18 protein-coding genes are annotated in these 20,091 nt (G+C 56.4%); 17 read left to right on the plus strand and 1 reads right to left on the minus strand.

Annotation, left to right across the window (positions count from 1 at the left end; genetic code table 11):
• Window positions 1–1,198 precede the first annotated feature (1,198 nt).
• From ENI00_RS03165 to ENI00_RS03245, 17 genes are all read left to right on the plus strand, one after another.
• Window positions 1,199–3,340: a TonB-dependent receptor gene (locus ENI00_RS03165; protein ID WP_304098712.1), complete on the plus strand. Its 2,142-nt coding sequence runs from the start codon at window positions 1,199–1,201 to the stop codon at window positions 3,338–3,340.
• Complete coding sequence (locus ENI00_RS03170) at window positions 3,334–4,242, plus strand: ABC transporter substrate-binding protein (RefSeq protein WP_304098716.1); 909 nt, start codon at window positions 3,334–3,336, stop codon at window positions 4,240–4,242. The genes ENI00_RS03165 and ENI00_RS03170 overlap by 7 nt, the downstream gene beginning before the upstream one ends.
• On the plus strand, window positions 4,223–5,227 hold the full coding sequence (locus ENI00_RS03175; protein ID WP_304098719.1) for a FecCD family ABC transporter permease: 1,005 nt from the start codon (window positions 4,223–4,225) through the stop codon (window positions 5,225–5,227). Before ENI00_RS03170 ends, ENI00_RS03175 begins: the two co-directional genes overlap by 20 nt.
• On the plus strand, window positions 5,224–6,195 hold the full coding sequence (locus ENI00_RS03180; RefSeq protein ID WP_304098722.1) for a FecCD family ABC transporter permease: 972 nt from the start codon (window positions 5,224–5,226) through the stop codon (window positions 6,193–6,195). Before ENI00_RS03175 ends, ENI00_RS03180 begins: the two co-directional genes overlap by 4 nt.
• A gap of 61 nt (window positions 6,196–6,256) precedes the next feature.
• A complete protein-coding gene (locus ENI00_RS03185; RefSeq protein WP_304098724.1) occupies window positions 6,257–7,051 on the plus strand; it encodes an ABC transporter ATP-binding protein in 795 nt (264 codons plus the stop codon).
• Between the two features lie 313 nt (window positions 7,052–7,364).
• Window positions 7,365–8,249 (plus strand): LysR family transcriptional regulator, encoded by an 885-nt coding sequence (locus ENI00_RS03190; RefSeq protein ID WP_304098727.1) that lies wholly within the window; start codon window positions 7,365–7,367, stop codon window positions 8,247–8,249.
• A gap of 116 nt (window positions 8,250–8,365) precedes the next feature.
• On the plus strand, window positions 8,366–9,169 hold the full coding sequence (locus ENI00_RS03195) for a putative hydro-lyase (RefSeq protein WP_304098729.1): 804 nt from the start codon (window positions 8,366–8,368) through the stop codon (window positions 9,167–9,169).
• 30 nt (window positions 9,170–9,199) lie between these two features.
• A complete protein-coding gene (locus ENI00_RS03200; protein ID WP_304098731.1) occupies window positions 9,200–10,264 on the plus strand; it encodes a TRAP transporter substrate-binding protein in 1,065 nt (354 codons plus the stop codon).
• Window positions 10,265–10,329: 65 nt separating this feature from the next.
• Window positions 10,330–10,926 (plus strand): TRAP transporter small permease subunit, encoded by a 597-nt coding sequence (locus ENI00_RS03205; RefSeq protein WP_304098733.1) that lies wholly within the window; start codon window positions 10,330–10,332, stop codon window positions 10,924–10,926.
• A complete protein-coding gene (locus ENI00_RS03210) occupies window positions 10,923–12,206 on the plus strand; it encodes a TRAP transporter large permease (protein WP_304098735.1) in 1,284 nt (427 codons plus the stop codon). The genes ENI00_RS03205 and ENI00_RS03210 overlap by 4 nt, the downstream gene beginning before the upstream one ends.
• 35 nt (window positions 12,207–12,241) lie before the next feature.
• Window positions 12,242–12,919 (plus strand): DUF2848 domain-containing protein, encoded by a 678-nt coding sequence (locus ENI00_RS03215; protein WP_304098738.1) that lies wholly within the window; start codon window positions 12,242–12,244, stop codon window positions 12,917–12,919.
• On the plus strand, window positions 12,916–14,277 hold the full coding sequence (locus ENI00_RS03220) for an amidase (protein WP_304098740.1): 1,362 nt from the start codon (window positions 12,916–12,918) through the stop codon (window positions 14,275–14,277). The genes ENI00_RS03215 and ENI00_RS03220 overlap by 4 nt, the downstream gene beginning before the upstream one ends.
• A gap of 5 nt (window positions 14,278–14,282) precedes the next feature.
• Complete coding sequence (locus ENI00_RS03225) at window positions 14,283–15,098, plus strand: hypothetical protein (RefSeq protein ID WP_304098742.1); 816 nt, start codon at window positions 14,283–14,285, stop codon at window positions 15,096–15,098.
• A complete protein-coding gene (locus ENI00_RS03230; protein ID WP_304098744.1) occupies window positions 15,095–15,823 on the plus strand; it encodes a 5-oxoprolinase subunit B family protein in 729 nt (242 codons plus the stop codon). Before ENI00_RS03225 ends, ENI00_RS03230 begins: the two co-directional genes overlap by 4 nt.
• Complete coding sequence (locus ENI00_RS03235) at window positions 15,820–16,782, plus strand: biotin-dependent carboxyltransferase family protein (protein WP_304098749.1); 963 nt, start codon at window positions 15,820–15,822, stop codon at window positions 16,780–16,782. Before ENI00_RS03230 ends, ENI00_RS03235 begins: the two co-directional genes overlap by 4 nt.
• Window positions 16,783–16,919: 137 nt before the next feature.
• Window positions 16,920–18,425 (plus strand): sodium/proton antiporter NhaB, encoded by a 1,506-nt coding sequence (nhaB, locus tag ENI00_RS03240; RefSeq protein ID WP_304098751.1) that lies wholly within the window; start codon window positions 16,920–16,922, stop codon window positions 18,423–18,425.
• 100 nt (window positions 18,426–18,525) lie between these two features.
• Complete coding sequence (locus ENI00_RS03245; protein WP_304098754.1) at window positions 18,526–19,347, plus strand: substrate-binding periplasmic protein; 822 nt, start codon at window positions 18,526–18,528, stop codon at window positions 19,345–19,347.
• 9 nt (window positions 19,348–19,356) lie between these two features.
• Here ENI00_RS03245 and ENI00_RS03250 read toward each other — a convergent pair whose 3' ends face one another.
• Window positions 19,357–19,989 (minus strand): DUF3047 domain-containing protein, encoded by a 633-nt coding sequence (locus ENI00_RS03250; RefSeq protein ID WP_304098770.1) that lies wholly within the window; start codon window positions 19,987–19,989, stop codon window positions 19,357–19,359.
• Between the last annotated feature and the right edge of the window lie 102 nt (window positions 19,990–20,091).

The raw sequence follows: 20,091 nt of genomic DNA on the forward strand, positions 1-20,091 counted from the left end.
TCCGGCATGGTGAACACTGATTCCGGAAAATCACCGGAAAACGTTCATCTTCGACCGGAATGACTGTTCACGTTAAACCAGCATAGGTGTTCACGTTCGTCCAGAATGGGTGTTCACGATGGGCCGGAATATGCAGCCAGCGAACTGGATTGTGAATTCCTGAGCCAGGAGCTGTCGTCGTCACGATAGTGCCCCTTATTTTCTAGTGTACATTTAACGTGAACAATGCGATGCCTTCAGAGGAAAATTGCTTTGAAGCTTACCGGCTTAATTTCGAAGAGTTACCAACTTTATTACGACGGAAACTGGTCGATTTTCTGCAAGGGTCCTCGAAAGTTACCAACTTTATTTATTTTTATAAGTGGCCTGATATCGTAAAATAAGGCCTAAAGATGCGTTTTGTTACCAACTTTATTACGAGATCACATTCATTTGTGGGGTCTTAATAAAGTCGGTAACCACATAATAAACTTGGTGACTGACTAATAGTGCTGGTCAGTTGCTCCTGGTCGCCGTCTCATGACCAAACCCAATATTCCCATAAAAGCCACGTTTGAAAGATTTCTAGCTTTTCGGGCTCACCATCATGTTGAATTTTTGGCGGGCTTTGGAGCCTGCCATACAAACTTGAAGCCCGAAAAAGCGAGCGCGAGCTATCACCACTCCGAAGAATGCTTTCCTGTGTCACTAGAGTCCTAGCTTTGCCAGCCCGTCAGTCAAATACCTTGCCAACGGAGATTTGCTAGCGATGTCGTCCGAGGTAGCGTTCTGTGAGTGTTTGACCAGAAGCGGGAAATCTTCGCCCTCAGGGTCACTGTGGCCATAAAGCCTTATAGCGTTCAGCTCTGCCCCGGTGGTGCTCAAACGGCTGAGCTGTTGCAGCAGACCAGTCAGAGTTTGCGAACCGGCTCGTAACGAGTTTCTCAACAAGAGCAGTTCAAGTTGCGAAGGAATCGCCCTCTTGTTGACGATATCGATGGCATTTCCAATGGCGGCGCCATAGCGACCGTCCAGCGGCAGCCGCCAGCTCGGCTCGCCCTGGTGCGCGGGCTTCGTTTCACGAAGAGCACTCCATAGCTATTAAGCGCTTACATCAATTTCTCTGAATTGCGCCGCAACAGTTGACTAGAATACAAATGCGAAGTATTGTCATTTAGAACAGCATCCCTCCTAGTCACCAGCAAAAGTTTGACACTGTATGATCCACAACAAAACACTTCCATTCATGCTTCTCACGGTGAGCGTTACCTCTTTCGCTCCTGTCACGAACGCCCAGGAGTCCGCTCCTATCGCCGAGATGGACACACTGGTCGTCACTGCCACCCGTCAGGGCATGGCCGCCAACGAACTCGCCCATGCTGTCACCGTGATCGATCGCCAGCAGTTGGATACTCAGTTCCAGACCTCCCGGAATCTTGGTGAGGTGTTAGCCAAGACGGTGCCCGGCATGGCGCCCGCCAGTCAGACTCTGACCAACTTTAATCAGAGCCTTCGTGGGCGGAATCTACTGGTGCTGATCGACGGCGTTCCCCAGAACACCAACCGCAACATCAGCCGTGATCTCATGAATATCGATGTAGCCAATATCGAGCGCATCGAGGTGCTGAGGGGCGCCAGCGCCGTATACGGCAGTGGCGCCGCCGGCGGTGTCGTCAATATCATTACTCGCCGTAATGAGGCCGGCGCCACCACCACCCTGGGGCTGCAAAGCGCCCTGACCGAGATAAACAAAGACGGTCTTGGTTACCGGGGCGAGCAATATCTGGGTGGCGGCAGTGATGTCTTCGACTACGGCCTCAATCTGGCGTGGGAGCGCCGGGGCGCTTTCTTTGATGCCGACGGCGACCGGATCGCCCCCGAGCCCAGTCAGGGAGATCTGTCCGACACCGACAGCCTGAGTCTGGCAGGCAAGCTAAGATGGTTCCTCGATAGCGGCACGCTAACCCTCTCTGCGAACCACTTCGATGCGGAGCAGGATACCGATTTCGCCTCCGATCCTTCGGTTGCGGCCCTGCCGCCGGGCAGCGCCAAGGCGCGGGCAATCCCGGGGTTACAGTTGGATAAGCAGAACGAGACCCGCAACACCCAGCTCAATCTAGCCTGGTCCGCGGATCAGACCTTGCTGGGCAGTCTGGATGCCCAAGCTTATTACCGCGACTATCACGCACGCTTCGCCCCCTTCGACGGTCGTGCTTTCAGTAACTTTCAGGTTCTTTCTCAGTCCTTTCTCGACAGCGAGACTCTGGGGGGGCGCGTAACTTTCAATACCGATATCAGCGAAGACAGTCTGGTGCGCTGGGGGCTGGACCTGAGTCGAGAGAAGTCGGAGCAGCCAGTCACCACCTATGACGGTAGTGCTTTCGATAATAGCGGCGGGCGGGTGTTTATTGATACCGGCGACCGCACTTTTATGCCACCCATCACTCAGGATAACATCGGTGCCTTTGCCCAGCTTGAGCATGATTTAACCGACCGATTGCGGGGTGAATTGGGCGCTCGCTTCGAATACGTCTCCGCTTCCTTTGACGATTTCGCCACGCTCGGACAGGGTAATGCCATCCAGGGGGGCGAGGTGAACTATGACGACTACCTGTTCAACACCGGCTTAGTCTACAGCCTAAGCGATGCCACCGAGGTATACGGTAGCTTCTCCCAGGGGTTCGAGCTGCCGGATATTGGCCTGCGGTTGCGTTACGCTCCTGTCGGTTTCGATGTTAGCGACTCTCAGCTCAAACCGCTCAAGACCGATAATTACGAGCTGGGCGTTCGTGGCGACTGGGGAAGCACTCAGGCCAGCGCCACAATGTTCTATAGCGAATCGGATCTGGGCCAGACCAGCATCCAGAACTTCACTTTATATCTACCACGCTCCGAGGAGCGGATCTACGGTCTGGAACTGACCCTGGATCACCACATTAACGCCCGCTGGAAACTGGGAGGGCTGTTGTCCTGGATGGAAGGGGAACGCTTTGACGAGAACGATCAGCGCTGGGAAGCCCTGAACGGCTTCCGGATTCCGCCGCTGCAAATGCGCGCCTACACCGAATACGCGCCCAGCAAGCATTGGTTCCATCGTCTGCAGGTTAACTACAGTGGTTCTCGGGACGATGCCTTCGAGGATCAGGTGGGTTTCGGCAGCCGCGAGGTGAAAACATACACCACCGTTGACTATTTTACCCGCTATCAACTGGACCAGCACACCTTAAGCCTGGGGGTCGAGAATCTGCTCAACAAAGACTACTTCACCGCTTATGGCCAGTTGCTGCGCAACGGCAACAACACCAGCCATATTCCGGCTTCGGGAGTGACACTGAAAGCCAGCTATGCTTATCAATGGTAAGAGCAACGATCCTGGTCGTCCTGCTGCTGGCTGCCATCGAGTCGCCTATGGTAGGGGCGGCGCCGGGTCCCTGCCGCCCCGTCAGTCATGCGCTGGGCAGCAGTTGCGTTCCTCCTGAGCCGAAACGGGTGGCAGTGTTGGATACCGGAGAGCTGGATATCGCTTTGGCTTTGGGGGTAATGCCTGTCGCCGCCACCACTCCTTATCAGGTAGGCCAGTTCCCCGCCTATCTGACACTGGACGAACACCGGGTGAAGTCCCTGGGCGTGGTACAGGAACCAGACCTGGAACGGCTGATGCGATTGAAGCCGGACCTGATTCTGGGTAGCCGGTTGCGCCATGGTCGACTCTATCCGTTACTTTCGGCTATTGCTCCGACGGTGTTAAGTGAAACTGTAGGCGCAACTTGGGCCGGCAACCTGCGTTTGTTTGCCCAGGCCCTTGGTCGGGACGCCGAAGCTGAGACGCTGTTGAGTAGAATCGATCGCCGCTGCCGACGGATTCGCCATCAATATGAGGCCAAGGGCCGGCCCACATTGTCCGTGGTGCGCTCCATGCAGACGCACATACGGCTTTATCTGCCAGATTCCTTTATCGGTGATTTGCTGCAACGCTGCGGTCTGCAACGGCCTGATTCCCAGTCTGGCAACGGCTTCGCCAGGCGACTGCGCTCCCCCAGGCAGATCGATCTGCTGGACGGCGATATTGTTCTACTCAGCGAGTACGCTCCCGAAAAGGGATCGCTGGTTCGACGCTGGCAGCGCTCGTTGTTCTGGTCAAGACTCAAGGGGCGTGTCTATGAGGTAGACGACGGCTACTGGATGCTGGGTATCGGTCCCCTTGCCGCCGAACGCGTCCTGACTGACTTGGAGCAGATTATTCATGATTATCCCGGCCCTTGATCGTCGCTTTTCCTGGCTGTTGCTCGCTCTGCTCCTGGTGGTGCCAGCTACTCTGTTGTCCGGGGAGGTCGATTACAGCGCAATGGAACTCTGGCGGCTGATGAGTGGGAGCGAGGCCGCCGTAACCGCTATAGACCGTCTGGTGTTAACGGAGTTGCGCCTGCCGCGCCTGCTTGCCGCACTGCTTGTGGGGGCGGCCCTGGGTTGCGCCGGCTGTCTACTGCAGCGCTTAACCGCCAACCCTCTGGCCAGCCCTGGTTTGCTGGGACTGAACCAGGGTGCAGCCTTGGGATTGGTCTGTCTGTTGCTCTCCCCCTGGCCGTTTACTCCAGTGAACAGCTTTATTGCGGCGTTGAGCGGTGCGTCTTTGGCCATGGCGTTGGTGTTCGGTGTGGTCCGGCTCGCGACCGGCGCGCTGGCAGCAGAGAGCCTGCTGCTGTTTGGCGCTCTGTTAAGCACCCTGTTCGGGGCCCTGACCACCATCGCCTTGATTTTGGACCAGCATGCGCTGGATGCGATCCGTTTCTGGCTAGCGGGCTCTCTGTCCTTGGTGGAACCGGATCAGATTCGCCCGTTGGCGGCCCTGGTGCTCACCGGATTGCTACTGGCAGGGCTATTGAGTCGTCCATTGCAGCTGCTGGAAACAGGTAGCGACACGGCTCGAGGGCTGGGTGCCAACCCCCGGCTGATCCTGCTGGGAGTAAGTGCCGTCATCCTACTGCTAACTGCAGCCGCAGTGGCGGTTAGTGGTCCCATCCTTTTTGTCGGGCTGGTGGTGCCCCATCTGGCCCGGCTCTGGATCGGCGAGCAATCCAGCCGTCAGTTGGCAGGCAGTGTGCTGCTCGGCGCCCTGCTGCTGGCACTGGCGGACCTGTTTGTTTTCAATCTGGACAGCGACGACCGGCTGCCTCCTGGTGTCGCTCTCGCGGTGCTAGGCGTGCCATGGTTCATATGGTTGGTTCGACGCAGATACTTGAGCAGATGAACCGACGCGCAATCATGGCCCCCTATCTCTGGCTGCTGCCCCCTGTCATGGGATTGTGCTTATTGAATGGCAGTATCGAGACCCTTTCACTGTTACTGGATGACAGTCACCGTCAGCTGATCGTAAGAGTCATCAGCGAACTGCGTCTACCCCGAGTGCTGGTGGCTGCGCTAGTGGGGGCGAGCCTGGGTATGGCCGGACTGTTGCTACAGACTCTGACCCGCAACCCCTTGGCCGATCCAGGTATTATCGGCGTCAACCAGGGCGCGGCCTTGGCGGTTGTGGCGGGAATGCTGATCCTGCCGGACCTTTCGCCCCATTGGTTGCCACTGTTCGGTGTGCTGGGAAGCGTGACCAGCATGGCCCTGCTCTGGCTGTTAAGTCGAGGGACCGCCGCTATCGCCCTGATTCTGATGGGAGTTGGGCTTAGCAGTCTGTTGAGTGCATTAATTGGTTGTCTGCTGATCTTATCGGAGACACAACGGCTGGCTATGGTGATGACCTGGCTGGCGGGCAGTTTTGCCACCGCTAACGACACGGTGCTGTTGACCACCCTGGGCTGGTCACTGGTACTGCTGCCGGCGTCTTGGTTACTTTGTCAGCGGCTGGGGCCGCTAATGCTGGACCCCCTCAGCAGCCGTATGCTGGGTGCCCGTACCGGTACCATTGAATTCCTTTGCCTGTTGATGGCTTGCGTCCTCGGGGCTGTGGCCGTGGCTGCCGCAGGCACTCTGGGGTTCGTTGGCCTGTTGGCCCCCCATATCGCCCGTCGACTGCACCCCCCGCAACCGGAAAAGTTAGGCCTGCCCGTCCTTGGCTACGGCGCGCTACTGGCGATGCTGGCCGACCTGTTGGGCCGCAGTTTGCTCGCCCCTGTGCAACTGCCTGCGGGACTGATGCTAGCGATACTCGGGGTGCCTTTGTTTATCTTGCTGCTGCTCTGGCAGCAACGCATCCGAGGAGCCTGATACAATGAACAAGCATGCGATTCGCGCCACGAATCTTCGCGTCGGCTATCGCGGTACTCTTTTGATTGACGAGGGCCGCCTGGAATTTCCTGCCGGACACATCAGTGTGTTGCTGGGCGCAAACGGCTCCGGCAAATCAACCCTGCTCAAGGCTCTGGCGGGGCTGCATCCGTTGCAGGGAGGGCAAGTTTGGATTGGCGATGAGAATCTCGCAGCTACCCCTGCCCGGCGGCTAGCTCAGCGGTTGGCCTTTTTGCCCCAACACCCCAATGCCCCCGAAACGCTAACCGTGACGGAGTTGGTGATGCTGGGGCGCTACCCCTACCGGCGTCCGTTTCTACCCCCCAGCCGTGAGGATCGTGCCGCCGTGGAAGAGGCCCTTTCGCAGACCGACCTGCACGACCTGTCGGAGCGATCACTGGGCACCCTGTCTGGCGGTCAGCGGCAGCGGGCTTGGTTGGCTATGGTGCTGGCTCAGCAGAGCGACATTTTGATGTTGGACGAACCCACCAGCTACTTGGATCTGAGCCACCAGTACGACCTGCTCAACCTGATCTGGCAGTTGAATCGGGAGCAGGGCAAGACTCTGGTGTTGGTGCTTCATGACCTGAATCTGGCGTTCGAATTCGCCGACCACCTGATCTACATGAAGGGGGGGCGCATTTGTGCGCAGGGCTCGCCGGCCGCGACCGCGAACCCGGAACTGATCGAGGAGATATTCGGTCTGCACTGCGAGATAAGGCCCCACCCGCAAGCCTTCTGCCCGCTGCTGATACCGCTGGCGGGCCAGCGGAACCGGCGCCAGGTCGCTATGCCGGCCCCGCCTCCCGTCCTCTGCTCTGATAAGTGTGACTGATCCCCCATTTTAAGAGGGGTTTCTTGGGGAGATTACCTTGCCTGTTAGCGGATGCTAGAGAGAGGCTTCTATCTGCATTGAAAAAGATGAGGCCTTTCTCCTTCTGCCGGACAACAGCGTCCGGTAATACTATACTGAGCCGTGCGTTGCCAGCATCATGGTCGTGTCCACTTATTGTCTAGAGGGCGCTTAACAGGAACAACGCGATATTCTCAGAAGGGAATTGCTTTGAATCTGAACTGTCGCTTTTCGCAGAGTTACCAACTTTATTGTGATCCCACATTTATGAACGCGAAGTTATGAACACCAGGCTATGAACATCAAGTCGCTGGAAACCTTCTTCTGGATTGCGAAGCTTGGCAGTTTTCGAGCGACGGCGAAGAAGCTGTACGCGTCGCAGCCCACGATTTCAGCACGAATTGCCGGTCTGGAAGATGAGCTTGGCATCGAGTTATTTGATCGGTCGGGGCGCAATGCGGTGCTCACAACCGAAGGCCGACAAGCGCTTGTCTACGCAGAAAAAATTCTTCAGCTTCATGCCGATTTGCTTGAAACCGTAGCCAGCCCGGATGCCATTCAGGGCAGCATTCGGTTGGGCGTTGCCGAGACCATCGCTTATACCTGGCTTCCTGAACTGATCGAACGAATCAATGAAACCTACCCGGCCATAAACCTTGAACTGGATGTGGACATATCCGTCAATCTCGCGGAAAAACTGCTCAAACGGGAAATTGATATTGCGTTCCTGATCGGTGAGGTGAAACACGAAGGTTTTTTCAACGCGCCTTTTTACAGCTACTCACTGATATGGGTTGTCAGCCCGAAACTCACGTTGCCCCCTGAACCTGTAAGCCTTTCCCGGCTGTCAAAAATTCCGATTATTACGTACCCGCGAATGAGCGAGCCCCACGTTAATATTCGCAGCCTGATCAATAAAATGAACGGTTCAACCCAGATTCATTCCAGCTCCTCGTTATCCACCATTATCCGCATGGCATTGGACGGTATCGGCGTCAGCGCCCTGCCAAAAGAGATCATCACAAGAGAGCTCGCAAGCGGCCAACTTCGGGAATTCCAGGTGGAAGCCAGTATTCCGGACCTGGTTTTCAACATGGCGTATTGCGCTGCGCCAGGCGCAAACGTTGTGCGGGCCGTTGCAGATCTTTCCCTCAAAATTGTGGCGGCCAAACGCCCCTGACAGTCGCATCATTGCTGGCTGATCATGTTTCTCTATCAAAGTTGATTCTAAAATTCGATTTGTACTTATCATTGTTTCTGCGCTAATTTTAATAAAAAGTAAAATAAGGCAGAAACATGGCTCCCCACGATCACGCTCAGCGCTATTTAACGCCCGATGATGTCAGGCTGGCCGCCCGCAATGGTTCGCTGGTTGGCTCCACGGCTGGAATGGCGAAAGGTTTTGTTCAGGTCAATCTGGTCATACTGCCGGAGGCGCAGGCTAATGGTTTTTTGCGCTTTTGCCAGGCAAACCCCAAGCCCTGCCCGGTGCTGGCCGTCAGCGAGCCGGGTGAACGGCAATGCGATGTGCTGGGCAAAGACTTGGACATTGCCCGGGACGTGCCTTCTTATCGAATTTACCGCAACGGCACCTTCGACGGCACGCTGAACGACGTTTCAGACGTGTGGCGCGATGATCTGGTTACGTTTGCGATTGGCTGTTCGTTCAGCTTCGAACACGCTCTGCTGCAGAATGGCGTACCCGTGCGCCATATCGAGGAAGGGCGCAATGTGCCCATGTACAAAACCTCGATTCCCCTGAGACCCGCCGGCGGCTTCAGTGGGAATATGGTTGTATCCATGCGCCCCTTCCGGGCCGACGCCGCCATTCGTGCGGTGCAGATCACCACGCGTTTTCCCCAGACCCATGGTGCCCCTGTGCACCTTGGAGACCCGTCATTGATTGGAATACAGAGCCTGAATTCACCGGATTACGGCGATGCGGTTTCGATAGCCTACCATGAAATTCCGGTTTTCTGGGCTTGTGGCGTTACGCCGCAGCAGGTCCTGATGGATTCAGGAATCGAATTTGCGATTACACACACACCGGGCCACATGTTGGTCACGGACATCCCTGAAAGTCAGGTGGCTTTGTTGTAACACCAAAACAACGACAATAGGACGATAACAATGACTACACGAAAATACCTCACCTCTGCCGTAACCGCCGCTTTATTGGTGGTTGCCTCACAGGCATCGGCTCAGGAACTGGACAGCACCAATATTTCCTATGTTGGCAGCTGGAGCAGCCTGTCGCTGTACAAAAACTTTGAGAAACCGTTCTGGCAGGATCACGTTCCCGAAGCTTCCGATGGAAAGATTACAACGGACGTTACAACCTTTGATCAAATGGGTTTGGGCGGAGGTGAGGTTTATCGCTTGATGGCGCGCAACGTCATCGAAGTGACCTCCACCGTGGCTGACTATGCCGTAGCAGATGCTCCGGAACTTGAAGGCCTGGACATGCCGATGATGGCTCCGGATGTGGCGACGGCACGGAAAATAGCGGAAGCCTATCGCCCCGTGCTTGCGGAAGCGTTCGTCGAGCGTTTTGACAATGCGCAACTGCTCGCCGTTGTGCCTTATCCCTCCCAGGTGGTGTTCTGTAATACTGAAATTAAAGGGTTGTTGGACCTCAAAGGCAAGAAGATCCGCGCCAGCGGTCGCACCACGGCTGAGTTCCTGGAAACATTGGGCGCTGAAGGCATCACTCTGAACTTCAGCGAAGTGCCGGGCGCGTTGCAGCGAGGTGTTATCGACTGTGCCGTCACCGGTTCGCTCTCAGGTTACAGCTCTGGCTGGCAAGAAGTGTCCACGCACCTTTATCCGCTACCTGTCGGTGGTTGGGACTACGTGATCACAGCCATGAACGGCAAAAAGTGGGCGTCATTGTCGCCAGACACGCAAAAGTGGCTGCAAAAAGAGATTCACGACAACTATGAGAACCCTGTGTGGGACTCGGCCGTTGAGGAGACACGCGAAGGCATCGCCTGCCTGACCGGCGAGGGCAAGTGTTCACGTGGTGAGCCTGGCGACATGGTGCTTGTGGAGGCGACCGATAAAGACTTCACCGAAGTGTCTCGTCATCTTCAAGCCACGCTGTTGCCCAACTGGGCAAACCGTGTGGATCAGAAGTGGGTTGACCGTTGGAACGAGACCATTGGCAAAGTAACGGGTCTTACGGCAACCAAATAATATGCGGGTCGGTTGAACGCGTGCGTGCGCTCACATAGCCGCCCGCACGCGCCCTGGAGAATCCTATGTTACAACAGATCAATAATGGGCTGGATCGGCTACTCGTCGGCGTGGATATCGGATCATTGTGGCTGGCCCGGGCGGGCGGTTTGCTGATCCTTCTGACAGTCGGGCTCGTTACAGTTGAGGTGTTTTCGCGTCAGTTTTTTGGTCGATCCGGTGTTCACGCCACCGAGTTGACGGGTTACATCATGGCGATCAGCTCAAGCTGGGCTTTCGCCTATACCCTCATGCGCAAAGCGCATATTCGTATTGATGCTTTGTATCTCACACTGCCCACCAGCGTGCGCAGTGTGCTTGATCTGGTTGCGCTGCTGTCTCTGGCACTCTTTTGCATACTTGTTGTGGGTGCCGCCTTTGAGGTTACTCAACTGTCTTACACCGGCGGCGCCAGGGCAAACACGCCCCTCGGCACGCCTATCTGGATACCTCAGGTGCTTTGGCTGATTGGACTGGCCTGGTTTGGTATCGCTGTGATTGTGTTATCGCTCCGTGTTCTTTTTGGTTTGTTGAGCTGGAACCTCGAAGACGTGCAAAAAATTGCGGGCAGCCCGACGCTTGACGAGCAGGTCGCTGAAGAAAACAGGGAAGCCGCCTCATGATACTTATCTCGCTGGTTGTTTTGTTGGTTCTGCTCGTGTTGAGCGTGCCGGTTGCCGCCACACTGATCGTGCTGGGGCTGTTTCTTGACGAGTTTTTCTCTCCCTTCCCGCTGGTTAACGCAATGGGGGATGTATTGTGGTCGGCATCCGACAGTTTTCTGCTGATCGCCATTCCGCTGTTCATCTTGCTGGGTGAGATTCTGGTTCGAACCGGGATCGCGAAAAGCACCTACCGTGCGCTTGAAAGCTGGCTTTCCTGGCTACCCGGCGGGCTGCTCCACGCCAATATAGCCACCGCCACTCTGTTTTCAGCAACGTCAGGCTCAAGCGTCGCGACCGCCGCCACCATCGGCACGGTGGCGATTCCGCAAGGCAAGGCCATGAACTATGATCCAAAGCTGTTCACCGGCTCAATTGCCGCCGGTGGCACGCTCGGGATCATGATACCGCCTTCGATCAACCTGATCGTGTACGGATTTCTTACTGAAACTTCGATTCCCCGCCTGTTTGCAGCGGGTCTTGTGCCGGGCCTACTCCTCGCATTTCTGTTTGTATTGGGCACCGCGCTGATCTGCATATGGCGACCCTCTTTGGGTGGGCCCAGCACACACCATACGTGGGGTGAGCGTTTTGCAGGGCTTACGAGCCTGATACCCGTGTTGGCGCTGTTTGGTATTGTTGTCGGTTCAATCTATGCGGGCTGGGCAACGCCCACCGAAGCGGCTTCCCTGGGTGTCATCGGCTCACTTCTGATTGCGCTTTTCATGCGCAAGCTGAGTGTCAGCGTTGTGGTTGAAGCACTTGAGGGAACTATGCGCACCACCGGCATGATCGTTTTGATCATCATCGCGTCTTATTTCCTCAATTTTGTGCTTGCTTCAACGGGCATCACGCGAGAGCTGAGCTCGTTTCTGGAGTCCGCCGGCTTCGGGCCTTACCTGACGCTGCTGATTATCATCGCCATGTACATTGTTCTCGGTTTTTTCATCGAGACGCTGTCGCTGATGGTGATTACCATTCCGATTGTCGCGCCCATTATTATTGCCCTGGGTTTTGACCCGGTCTGGTTTGGCATTTTGCTGATTCTTCTGATTGAAATGGCGCTGATCACACCGCCGGTTGGGCTGAACCTTTACGTGGTGCAGAGTGTTCGAAAAGGCGGCTCGTTCAACGACGTAATGATGGGCGCTATGCCGTACGTAGGGTTCATGCTGATCATGGTCGTACTGCTTATTGTTTTCCCTTCTCTGGCTTTGTACCTGCCGGGAGTACTGGGTTGATTTTCACCTGCAAATAGCAAAAACAGGACTGATTTATGACAACATTTTACCGGGCAGATACCCAAGAGGCGTTCGAGGTTCACATTCAGGAGCTCATTATTGCGGGATGGGCAGGCCGTGAGCAGGCGGGAATAGACGAACACATCGAAGAACTCAAGGCGATTGGCGTTACACCGCCTTCAAGCACGCCCTTGTTCTACCGCGTATCGGCGGATCAGTTGACCACGGCGGAAACGGTGCAGGTGCTGGGTCGCGAATCCAGTGGCGAAGTGGAGGTTGTTCTGATTGGCACCGAGCAGGGCACGTTTGTGGGTATAGGCTCAGATCATACCGATCGGGAAGCGGAGGCTTGGTCAGTGGCGCATTCCAAGCAGGTATGCGCCAAGCCTGTGGGTAGCCAGGTCTGGCCGCTGGACAGCGTTATTGATTATTGGGACGAGCTGAAAATGTACTCCTACGCCACCTTTAACGGTGAAGAAGTGCTCTACCAGCAAGGCGGAGTAACCGGATTGTTGCACCCGAAGGACCTGTTGCAACGATTTGGCCGGAATGAGGCAACGCTTGAGCCCGGTCAGGCCATGCTGTGTGGCACTCTGCCGGTCATCGGCGGCGTACGCCCTTCTGACGCGTTTCGCATGGTTCTTGAGGATCCGGTAACGGGCCGAAACCTTGAGCATTCCTATCGCATAAAAACGTTATCGGTGGTGAAATGAAGCAAACGTCTGGGCAGGCACCTGTGGATCTCACCAAGTCGACACTTGCGTCGTTACTTGATGGGATCCGTCAGAACTCGTGGCCGGCGAGCCGGTTGCTTGAAACCTGCCTGGACAATATTGACCAGCATGATGACCCCGCCAATCAGGTTTATACCGCCCGCTTTGACCGCACGGCAAAAGCCGAAGCGGCCGCCATCGATGCGCTCCAGAAGGGTAACGTGCCTCTGGGTGAGCTTGCGGGGCTGCCGATCGCACTCAAGGTTCTGTTTGACGTGGCGGGTGAGGTAACCCACTCAGGGTCTAGATGGTGGGCGCAAAAAGCACACAGTGATGCACTAATTGTTTCCCGCCTGCGCCGGGCAGGGGCAGTGATTACCGGGCATACCAATATGACGGAGTTCGCCTACTCCGGGCTGGGGCTCAATCCGCACTATGGCACGCCTGCGAACCCCCTGGCACCGGGGCGAATATCCGGCGGGTCTTCATCCGGTGCGGCCTCGGCGGTGGCCCACGGCATGGCGGTTGCGGCCATCGGAAGTGATACCGGCGGTTCGGTACGCATTCCTGCCGCCCTGTGTGGCCTGGTAGGTTTCAAACCATCCCAACAACGAATACCTCGCGAGGGCTCGTTCCCCTTATCCGACAGTCTCGATTCCATAGGCCCGATCGCCCGCAGCGTTGAGTGTTGCGCGCGGCTGGATGCGGTGATGGCCGGCGAGCGCTGGCGGCAAAAGAACCCGGTTGATTTGCGCGGCCGGCGCTTTGTGGTGCCGACCAATTACATGCTGAATGACGTGTCCCCGGTTGTTGCTGAGGCGTTTGAGCGCAGCCTTCGAGCGCTGCGGGATGGCGGAGCTCATATTGAAGAAGCGCCAGCACCGGTGCTGGACGCGCTGCCAGAACTGTTGGAGGGCGGGGGCTTCACTGCCGCCGAAAGTTACCACATCCACCGCGAGTGGTTGCAACAGCATGGGGATGAATACGACCCTCGCGTACGAACCCGTATCGAGAGAGGCGCGAGCATCAGTGCGGCGGATTATCTCGAGCTATTGCGCCGCCGGGCTGCCCGCAAAAAGCAGGCTGATGAGTGGCTCGCCTCTTTTGACGGGCTTCTGGCCCCGACGGTACCCGTTGAGCCGCCTTTGCTGACGGATCTCGAAACCGACGAAGACTATGCGCGTCTTAATCTGTTGGTTCTGCGCAACCCAACGGTGGCAAACCTGCTGGACCTGTGCTCAATTACGCTGCCGAATCATCGCCCGGGTGATTTGCCAAGCGGTCTTATGCTGGTGGGGCGTAACGGCGCTGACAGTGCGCTGCTTGGTGCGGCACAGGCAATGGAAAAGGTGCTTTAGTAACGATGTTTGAGGTTATTCTGGTCAAACTGATTGCCACCGCATCGGTGGTGATTGGCGTTTCCCTCGCGGTCAGCAAGCTGGGGCCAAGGCTGGGTGGAATCCTTGCGGGAACGCCAATCATATTGGGCCCTGGTTACTACTTTATGTTGCAGGAGCGCCCGGTTGAGTTTATACAGTCGGCCGCGTTGTCTACACTGCACGCGCTTGTGGGCACACTGGTGTTCAGTATTTGTTTTGTGATGACGGCGGGCCGGATGAGCGCGTTGGCCAGTCTCGGCCTGGCAACCGCGTGCTGGATACCGTCCACGTTGGTTTTTTTTAAAACACCGGGAGGCGTATGGGGCGCCGTTCTGCTGTATGGCGTGGTATTGCTGATCGCAGAAGGTGTGCGGCTGGCGCTGAAGCTTGGCCAGCCCGTGGTGGTTGCCAGAGCAGGGTGGTTTGATGTGCTGTTGCGAGGCCTGTTAGCCGGCGTGCTGGTCAGCATTGCAACAACGGTTGCGACCAAATCAGGCCCGCTGCTGTCTGGCGTTCTGGTGGGGTTCCCCGTGGGGCTTTCGACGATCAGCTGGACACTGCATGAGCGCTACGGCTCACACGTTGCAAGGGCAACCGTGACCATTGCTCAAAAGGGTATGCTGAGCCTCGTCGCGTTCTGTGTAGTACTGGCTTTTACCGTGGGTAAGTTGCCGCCCATGTTGACTTTTACGCTATCGTTAGTGGGGTCACTCGTGGTCAGCGCCGCTCTGTTCTTGACCAGTCAGTGGCAACATAAACGAGCCTACGTTGCACTTCCGCTGCCTGAGGAGAAATCATGAGCCAGAGAACCGATTTACACCGTTCAATGCTCGAATCCGCAGGGCTTGATAGCTGGATCGTGAGGTTGTTCGACGCCATCGACGAGAACAACCTGCCGTGGTTTTCCGCACTGTCACGCCGGTGTGAACAGGCGTTTGGTGATGCGCTGATTGATCTGGTGCCCTCCTATACCACGCTGCTGGTTGTTTTTGATCCGTTGAGGGTGTCGCCCGCTCAGGCCCGGACGATGATTTATACGATACTGGCAGACCTGGAACCGGACGGAAGCACCAACACCGGCGAGGTACACGAACTTGCAACCTGGTACGACCCAAGCGTAGGCCCGGAACTGTCACGGGTGGCTGAGCATGCCGATATCAGCGTCAGCGATGTGATTAAAATCCACAGTGAGCAAGTGTACCGGGTGTTTGCGTTGGGCTTTGCGCCCGGATTTGCCTTTATGGGTTTGCTCGATCCGCGTATTGAATGCCCCAGGCTGGATACGCCTCGCCGGCGGGTGCCGGTTGGCAGTGTGGCCCTGGCCGGGCGCCAGACGGCGGCCTATCCCGCGCCGACGCCAGGGGGCTGGAATTTGCTGGGTCGCACCAGTGCCCGGCTTTTTGATCGAGAACGTGAAGGCTTCAGCCTGTTAAGAGTGGGGGATCAGGTGCGCTTTGTGCCCGTGAGCCGTGACGAATTTGAACGTGAGGGCGGCGATACCACGCCCACGGAGCCATTAGCATGAGGCAGCAAACTCACTCGGAACCCTGTATCAAAGTTCTTCGTGCCGGGCCTCTCGCCCTGCTGCAAGACAGCGGGCGATTTGGTGTTCGCCACCTGGGGGTTACCCAGGGTGGTCCGGCCGACGTGTATTGTTGGGCGTGGGCGAATCATCTTGTTGGCAACCCTTGGGGCGCGGCCAATCTGGAGATCACCTTCGGTGGTTTGCAGTTGGTGGCCGGGCGGGATCTGGAAATAGCCGTTACCGGCGCTGATCTGGGTGCAACACTGGACCAAAAGCCGGTGCCACTGTGGCAGCGAATTACCTGGAAAGAGGGGCAGACACTAGCCTTTGACGCGCCGGTGAGCGGGCTTCGGGCGTATCTGGCCGTTAGTGGTGAATTTGTGGCCGAACCGGTATTGGGAAGCGTTGCCTGTGTCACCCGAGAAAATCTGGGTGGCTTTGACGGCAGAGGCGCCAAGCTGGCACAGGGCGACCAACTTTTTGTGCGCAGCGCAGAGGCGCAGGGCAACGAGGGGCCGACACACGCCCCCGAAGAGGCTATACCTGATTTCAAAAAACCGGCGACGCTGGACCTCTTGCCGGGCGCGCAGATTGCTGAGTTTACCGGCCGCAGCCTGTTTGACGCGTTCAATACCTGGTGGAAGGTTGATGACCGTGCAGATCGCATGGGCGTGCGCCTGACGGGCCCCAAGCTCAGTTGCAAGATCAGCACGCTTGTCTCCGAGGGTATTAACCTGGGTGGCGTGCAAGTGCCGCCAGATGGCCAGCCCATTGTATTGCTGAATGATCGCCAGACCATCGGCGGTTACCCCCGCTTTGGTTCTCTCTCACCGTTGTCTGCGTCAAGGTTAGCTCAGTGTTTGCCCGGAGAACAGGTCAAACTGATGGCCATAGGAAGTGACGCCGCGCTGTCACAATATCGGTCGTTCAGAGCGCTTTTTAATACCGCTTCCCGCTAACTCACGATGACGGCCCGGCGGGCTGGCGCTACAAAAGAATGGATCTATCCTGTATCTTTGTCGTAAATATGGGCACAGGAAGATTCAGGCTTGTCGCCACATAGTGTATCCGCCCGCTAACCCAGAAGAATCCCGCAATGCCCAAGACGCTGTTTTCTGCCTTTGCCAGCAACTTTCTCGGCAACGCCCCCGTTTGGTACAAGCAGTTTATTGTACTGTTTCTGATTGCCAATCCGATTGTGATGTATCTGTTGGGGCCGGTCACGGCAGGCTGGCTTCTGATCGCCGAGTTTATCTTTACCCTCGCCATGGCGCTGAAGTGCTACCCGCTGTTGCCCGGCGGATTGCTTGCGATAGAGGCGCTGCTGATAGGCCTGACCACGGCGGACGCGGTGTATTCGGAGGTGCTGACCAATTTCCCGGTCATTTTGCTGCTGATGTTCATGGTGGCGGGCATTTATTTCATGCAGGAACTGCTGCTGGTGGCGTTTACCCAGATACTGGTAGGCGTGCGTTCCAAATCAGCTCTATCACTGCTGTTCTGCAGTGCCGCCGCAGTGCTTTCGGCGTTTCTTGATGCGTTAACCGTAACCGCTGTCATCATCAGCGTTGCGGTTGGCTTTTACTCTGTTTATCACAAGGTGGCCTCCGGTAAGGGTTACCAAAGCAGTGAACATAATGCGGGCAGTGATGAGGAAGTAGTTGAGCTGCACCGTGAGGATCTGGTGAACTTCCAGGCATTTTTGCGCAGCCTGTTGATGCACGGCGCCATAGGCACCGCCCTTGGCGGCGTAGCGACCATGGTGGGTGAGCCGCAGAACCTGTTGATTGCCAAGGTAGTGGGATGGGACTTTGTCGAGTTTTTCCTGCACATGGCGCCAGTGAGCCTGCCCGTGCTGGCCGCCGGGTTGCTAACCTGCTGGGTGCTCGAGAAAATGCGCTGGTTTGGTTACGGCGGAAGGCTTCCCCGGCCGGTTCGGCGGGTGCTGGAAGAATTTGCTGATAATGAGCGCGCCAAGCGCACCAAGGCCGATCAGGCTGCGCTTTGGGTGCAGGGGGTTGCGGCGGTTATATTGGTGCTTGGTTTGGCCCTGCATCTGGCAGAAGTAGGCCTGATCGGCCTGCTGGTTATTATTCTAATCACGTCGTTTACCGGGATTACTGGCGAGCACCAGATAGGCAAGGCGTTTCAGGAATCACTGCCGTTTACCTCTTTGCTAGTGGTGTTTTTTGCGGTGGTGGCGGTGATTCACGAGCAGCATCTGTTCGCGCCGATTATCGATTACGTGCTGTCGCTGCCGGAAAGCCAACAGCCGGGCATGTTCTTTATTGCCAATGGCCTGCTTTCCATGATCAGCGATAACGTGTTTGTTGCGACGGTTTATATCAGTGAGGTCAAACAGGCTCTGGATGCCGGCAGTATCAGCTATGAGCACTTCCAGGACCTGGCCGTGGCGATCAACACAGGAACCAACTTGCCCAGTGTAGCAACCCCTAACGGGCAGGCCGCATTCCTGTTCATGCTGACCTCGGCCGTTGCACCGCTGGTGCGGCTTTCGTACGGGCGGATGGTGGTTATGGCGTTCCCATATACCGTGGTTATGGGCGGTGTTGGCCTGTACATGGTGAGCTTTCATATTTGATCGTTGCCGCTTTTTTGAGCTGGCGGCCTGTATCCTTTCTAAACAGACCTGTTAATCTCTGCGTATGCAGATCAACAACTCGTCTATTTAGTGTGACGCCATGCGCAGACTCTGGAACTCATTTTCGCCTTCGCTTTCTGTTGCCCGCCTGGCCATTGTTTTTGTGTGGCTGACGGTTGTTGTTCTGGCCAGCCCGGTTCAAGCCGATAGCGTTCGCGGCAGCGTGCGTATCGCGTACACCGAGTTTCCCCCCATCGAATTTCAGAATGAAAAGGGCGAGCCGGCAGGCCTCTTTGTAGAGCTCACTCGAAAGGTCGTTGAGGAAGCAGGCTACGATGCAGAGTTTATCTACCTGCCCGTGAGCCGGATTTATCTGTATTTGAAAAATGGGACGGTGGATTTATGGCTCGGTCTTTCCGGTGTGCCGAGCCTGGAAAAAGAGGTGCTCGAAAGCTGGGTGAATGTTTTTCCCGTGCAGATGAGCGCCTGGCACCTTGAAACGACAGAACCACTGACGCATCTCGACCAGCTCAATAACAGAACGGTCATTGTGATTGGCGGTTATACCTATGGTGGCTTGCTTTCCTGGCTTGAGGCCTCCAGCCGGATACGTCTTACCGAAGCCCCCAATCATCGTGCGGCGATTGACATGCTAAAACTGAAACGGGGCGATTATGTTCTGGATTATCGAGAGCCGGTTCAAAAAATCCTGATTCAGCCTTCCGACCGCCGCGTTCGAGAATCGAAAATACGCACGCGTAATTCGGCCTGGCTGTTTTCCCTGGCAAGCCCCCGGGCCGCTCTTTTGAGGGACGAGCTCGACGACGCCTATTTGCGCATGGTGAACCGCGGCGAGGCGCCACCTGTTCAGGATGTAACCCCCGGATTTTTTATTCCCGGATTTCCCCGGGCGCACCGTTAGATGTGATGGTTAGTCAGAACTTGCCGGGGTGAGGCTGATATCACCATACCAGGCCGTTGCTTGCTCACCCGTGTTGTCGGAATCCGACATGATTGCGATGCCCCGGATAGGCGGTGGGGCTTCCCCGAACGCCTTGCGATAATCCGCAACAATATCCCGCTCAATGCTTAACCACTCCCCAGCCTTTTCGTTGCCGGAACTGACGGCAACCATCACGGTTTTGTCGGTGTATGGGTTATCAATAAACTCGCCTTCGGGCAGGGTGTTTGCCCAGATGTAGTTCAGGGCATTGCCGGGCAATTCCTCGCCAAACAGCACCTCTACGGTCTTACGCTTCGCTCGCTCGAAAAAGCCTGCCTTGTCTGGCTGGAACTCGAAGGCCACGTAAATTCTGGCGGGGTAATCATCGCCGGACTTCTTTGTGGCGTCGCCTTTTTCAAAGACGTTGGACACCTTCCAGCGCCATCGAAGTATCAGCGACTCATCCGGCTTTATGTTCAGCCGCGTAATCAGGCCAGACGCACCGCCGGAGGTTTGCGCTTTCACCACCTGCAAACCGTCATCCTGAACCAGTTCGTAGCGTGAGTGCTGTTCTATGTTGGGAAATTCCAGTGGCTCCCAGCCATCGGACAGCGACGTCATTTTCGAGAATTCCGGCAACAGCGGCTCTTGTGCCAGCAGGTGCGGAGAAGCCAGGCTGAACGCTGCAAACAGTAGCCAGATAACAGGGCGTGTGGATATGTG

The organism is Marinobacter antarcticus, from assembly GCF_011049865.1.
GTDB classification, from domain to species: Bacteria; Pseudomonadota; Gammaproteobacteria; order Pseudomonadales; family Oleiphilaceae; genus Marinobacter; species Marinobacter antarcticus_A.

Coding starts and splice junctions, on each gene's coding strand:
- ENI00_RS03165 (WP_304098712.1), top strand. CDS start 1,199: ATGATCCACAACAAAACACTTCCATTCATGCTTCTCACGGTGAGCGTT.
- ENI00_RS03170 (WP_304098716.1), top strand. CDS start 3,334: ATGGTAAGAGCAACGATCCTGGTCGTCCTGCTGCTGGCTGCCATCGAG.
- ENI00_RS03175 (WP_304098719.1), top strand. CDS start 4,223: ATGATTATCCCGGCCCTTGATCGTCGCTTTTCCTGGCTGTTGCTCGCT.
- ENI00_RS03180 (WP_304098722.1), top strand. CDS start 5,224: ATGAACCGACGCGCAATCATGGCCCCCTATCTCTGGCTGCTGCCCCCT.
- ENI00_RS03190 (WP_304098727.1), top strand. CDS start 7,365: ATGAACATCAAGTCGCTGGAAACCTTCTTCTGGATTGCGAAGCTTGGC.
- ENI00_RS03195 (WP_304098729.1), top strand. CDS start 8,366: ATGGCTCCCCACGATCACGCTCAGCGCTATTTAACGCCCGATGATGTC.
- ENI00_RS03200 (WP_304098731.1), top strand. CDS start 9,200: ATGACTACACGAAAATACCTCACCTCTGCCGTAACCGCCGCTTTATTG.
- ENI00_RS03205 (WP_304098733.1), top strand. CDS start 10,330: ATGTTACAACAGATCAATAATGGGCTGGATCGGCTACTCGTCGGCGTG.
- ENI00_RS03210 (WP_304098735.1), top strand. CDS start 10,923: ATGATACTTATCTCGCTGGTTGTTTTGTTGGTTCTGCTCGTGTTGAGC.
- ENI00_RS03215 (WP_304098738.1), top strand. CDS start 12,242: ATGACAACATTTTACCGGGCAGATACCCAAGAGGCGTTCGAGGTTCAC.
- ENI00_RS03220 (WP_304098740.1), top strand. CDS start 12,916: ATGAAGCAAACGTCTGGGCAGGCACCTGTGGATCTCACCAAGTCGACA.
- ENI00_RS03225 (WP_304098742.1), top strand. CDS start 14,283: ATGTTTGAGGTTATTCTGGTCAAACTGATTGCCACCGCATCGGTGGTG.
- ENI00_RS03230 (WP_304098744.1), top strand. CDS start 15,095: ATGAGCCAGAGAACCGATTTACACCGTTCAATGCTCGAATCCGCAGGG.
- ENI00_RS03235 (WP_304098749.1), top strand. CDS start 15,820: ATGAGGCAGCAAACTCACTCGGAACCCTGTATCAAAGTTCTTCGTGCC.
- nhaB (WP_304098751.1), top strand. CDS start 16,920: ATGCCCAAGACGCTGTTTTCTGCCTTTGCCAGCAACTTTCTCGGCAAC.
- ENI00_RS03245 (WP_304098754.1), top strand. CDS start 18,526: ATGCGCAGACTCTGGAACTCATTTTCGCCTTCGCTTTCTGTTGCCCGC.
- ENI00_RS03250 (WP_304098770.1), bottom strand. CDS start 19,989: ATGACGTCGCTGTCCGATGGCTGGGAGCCACTGGAATTTCCCAACATA.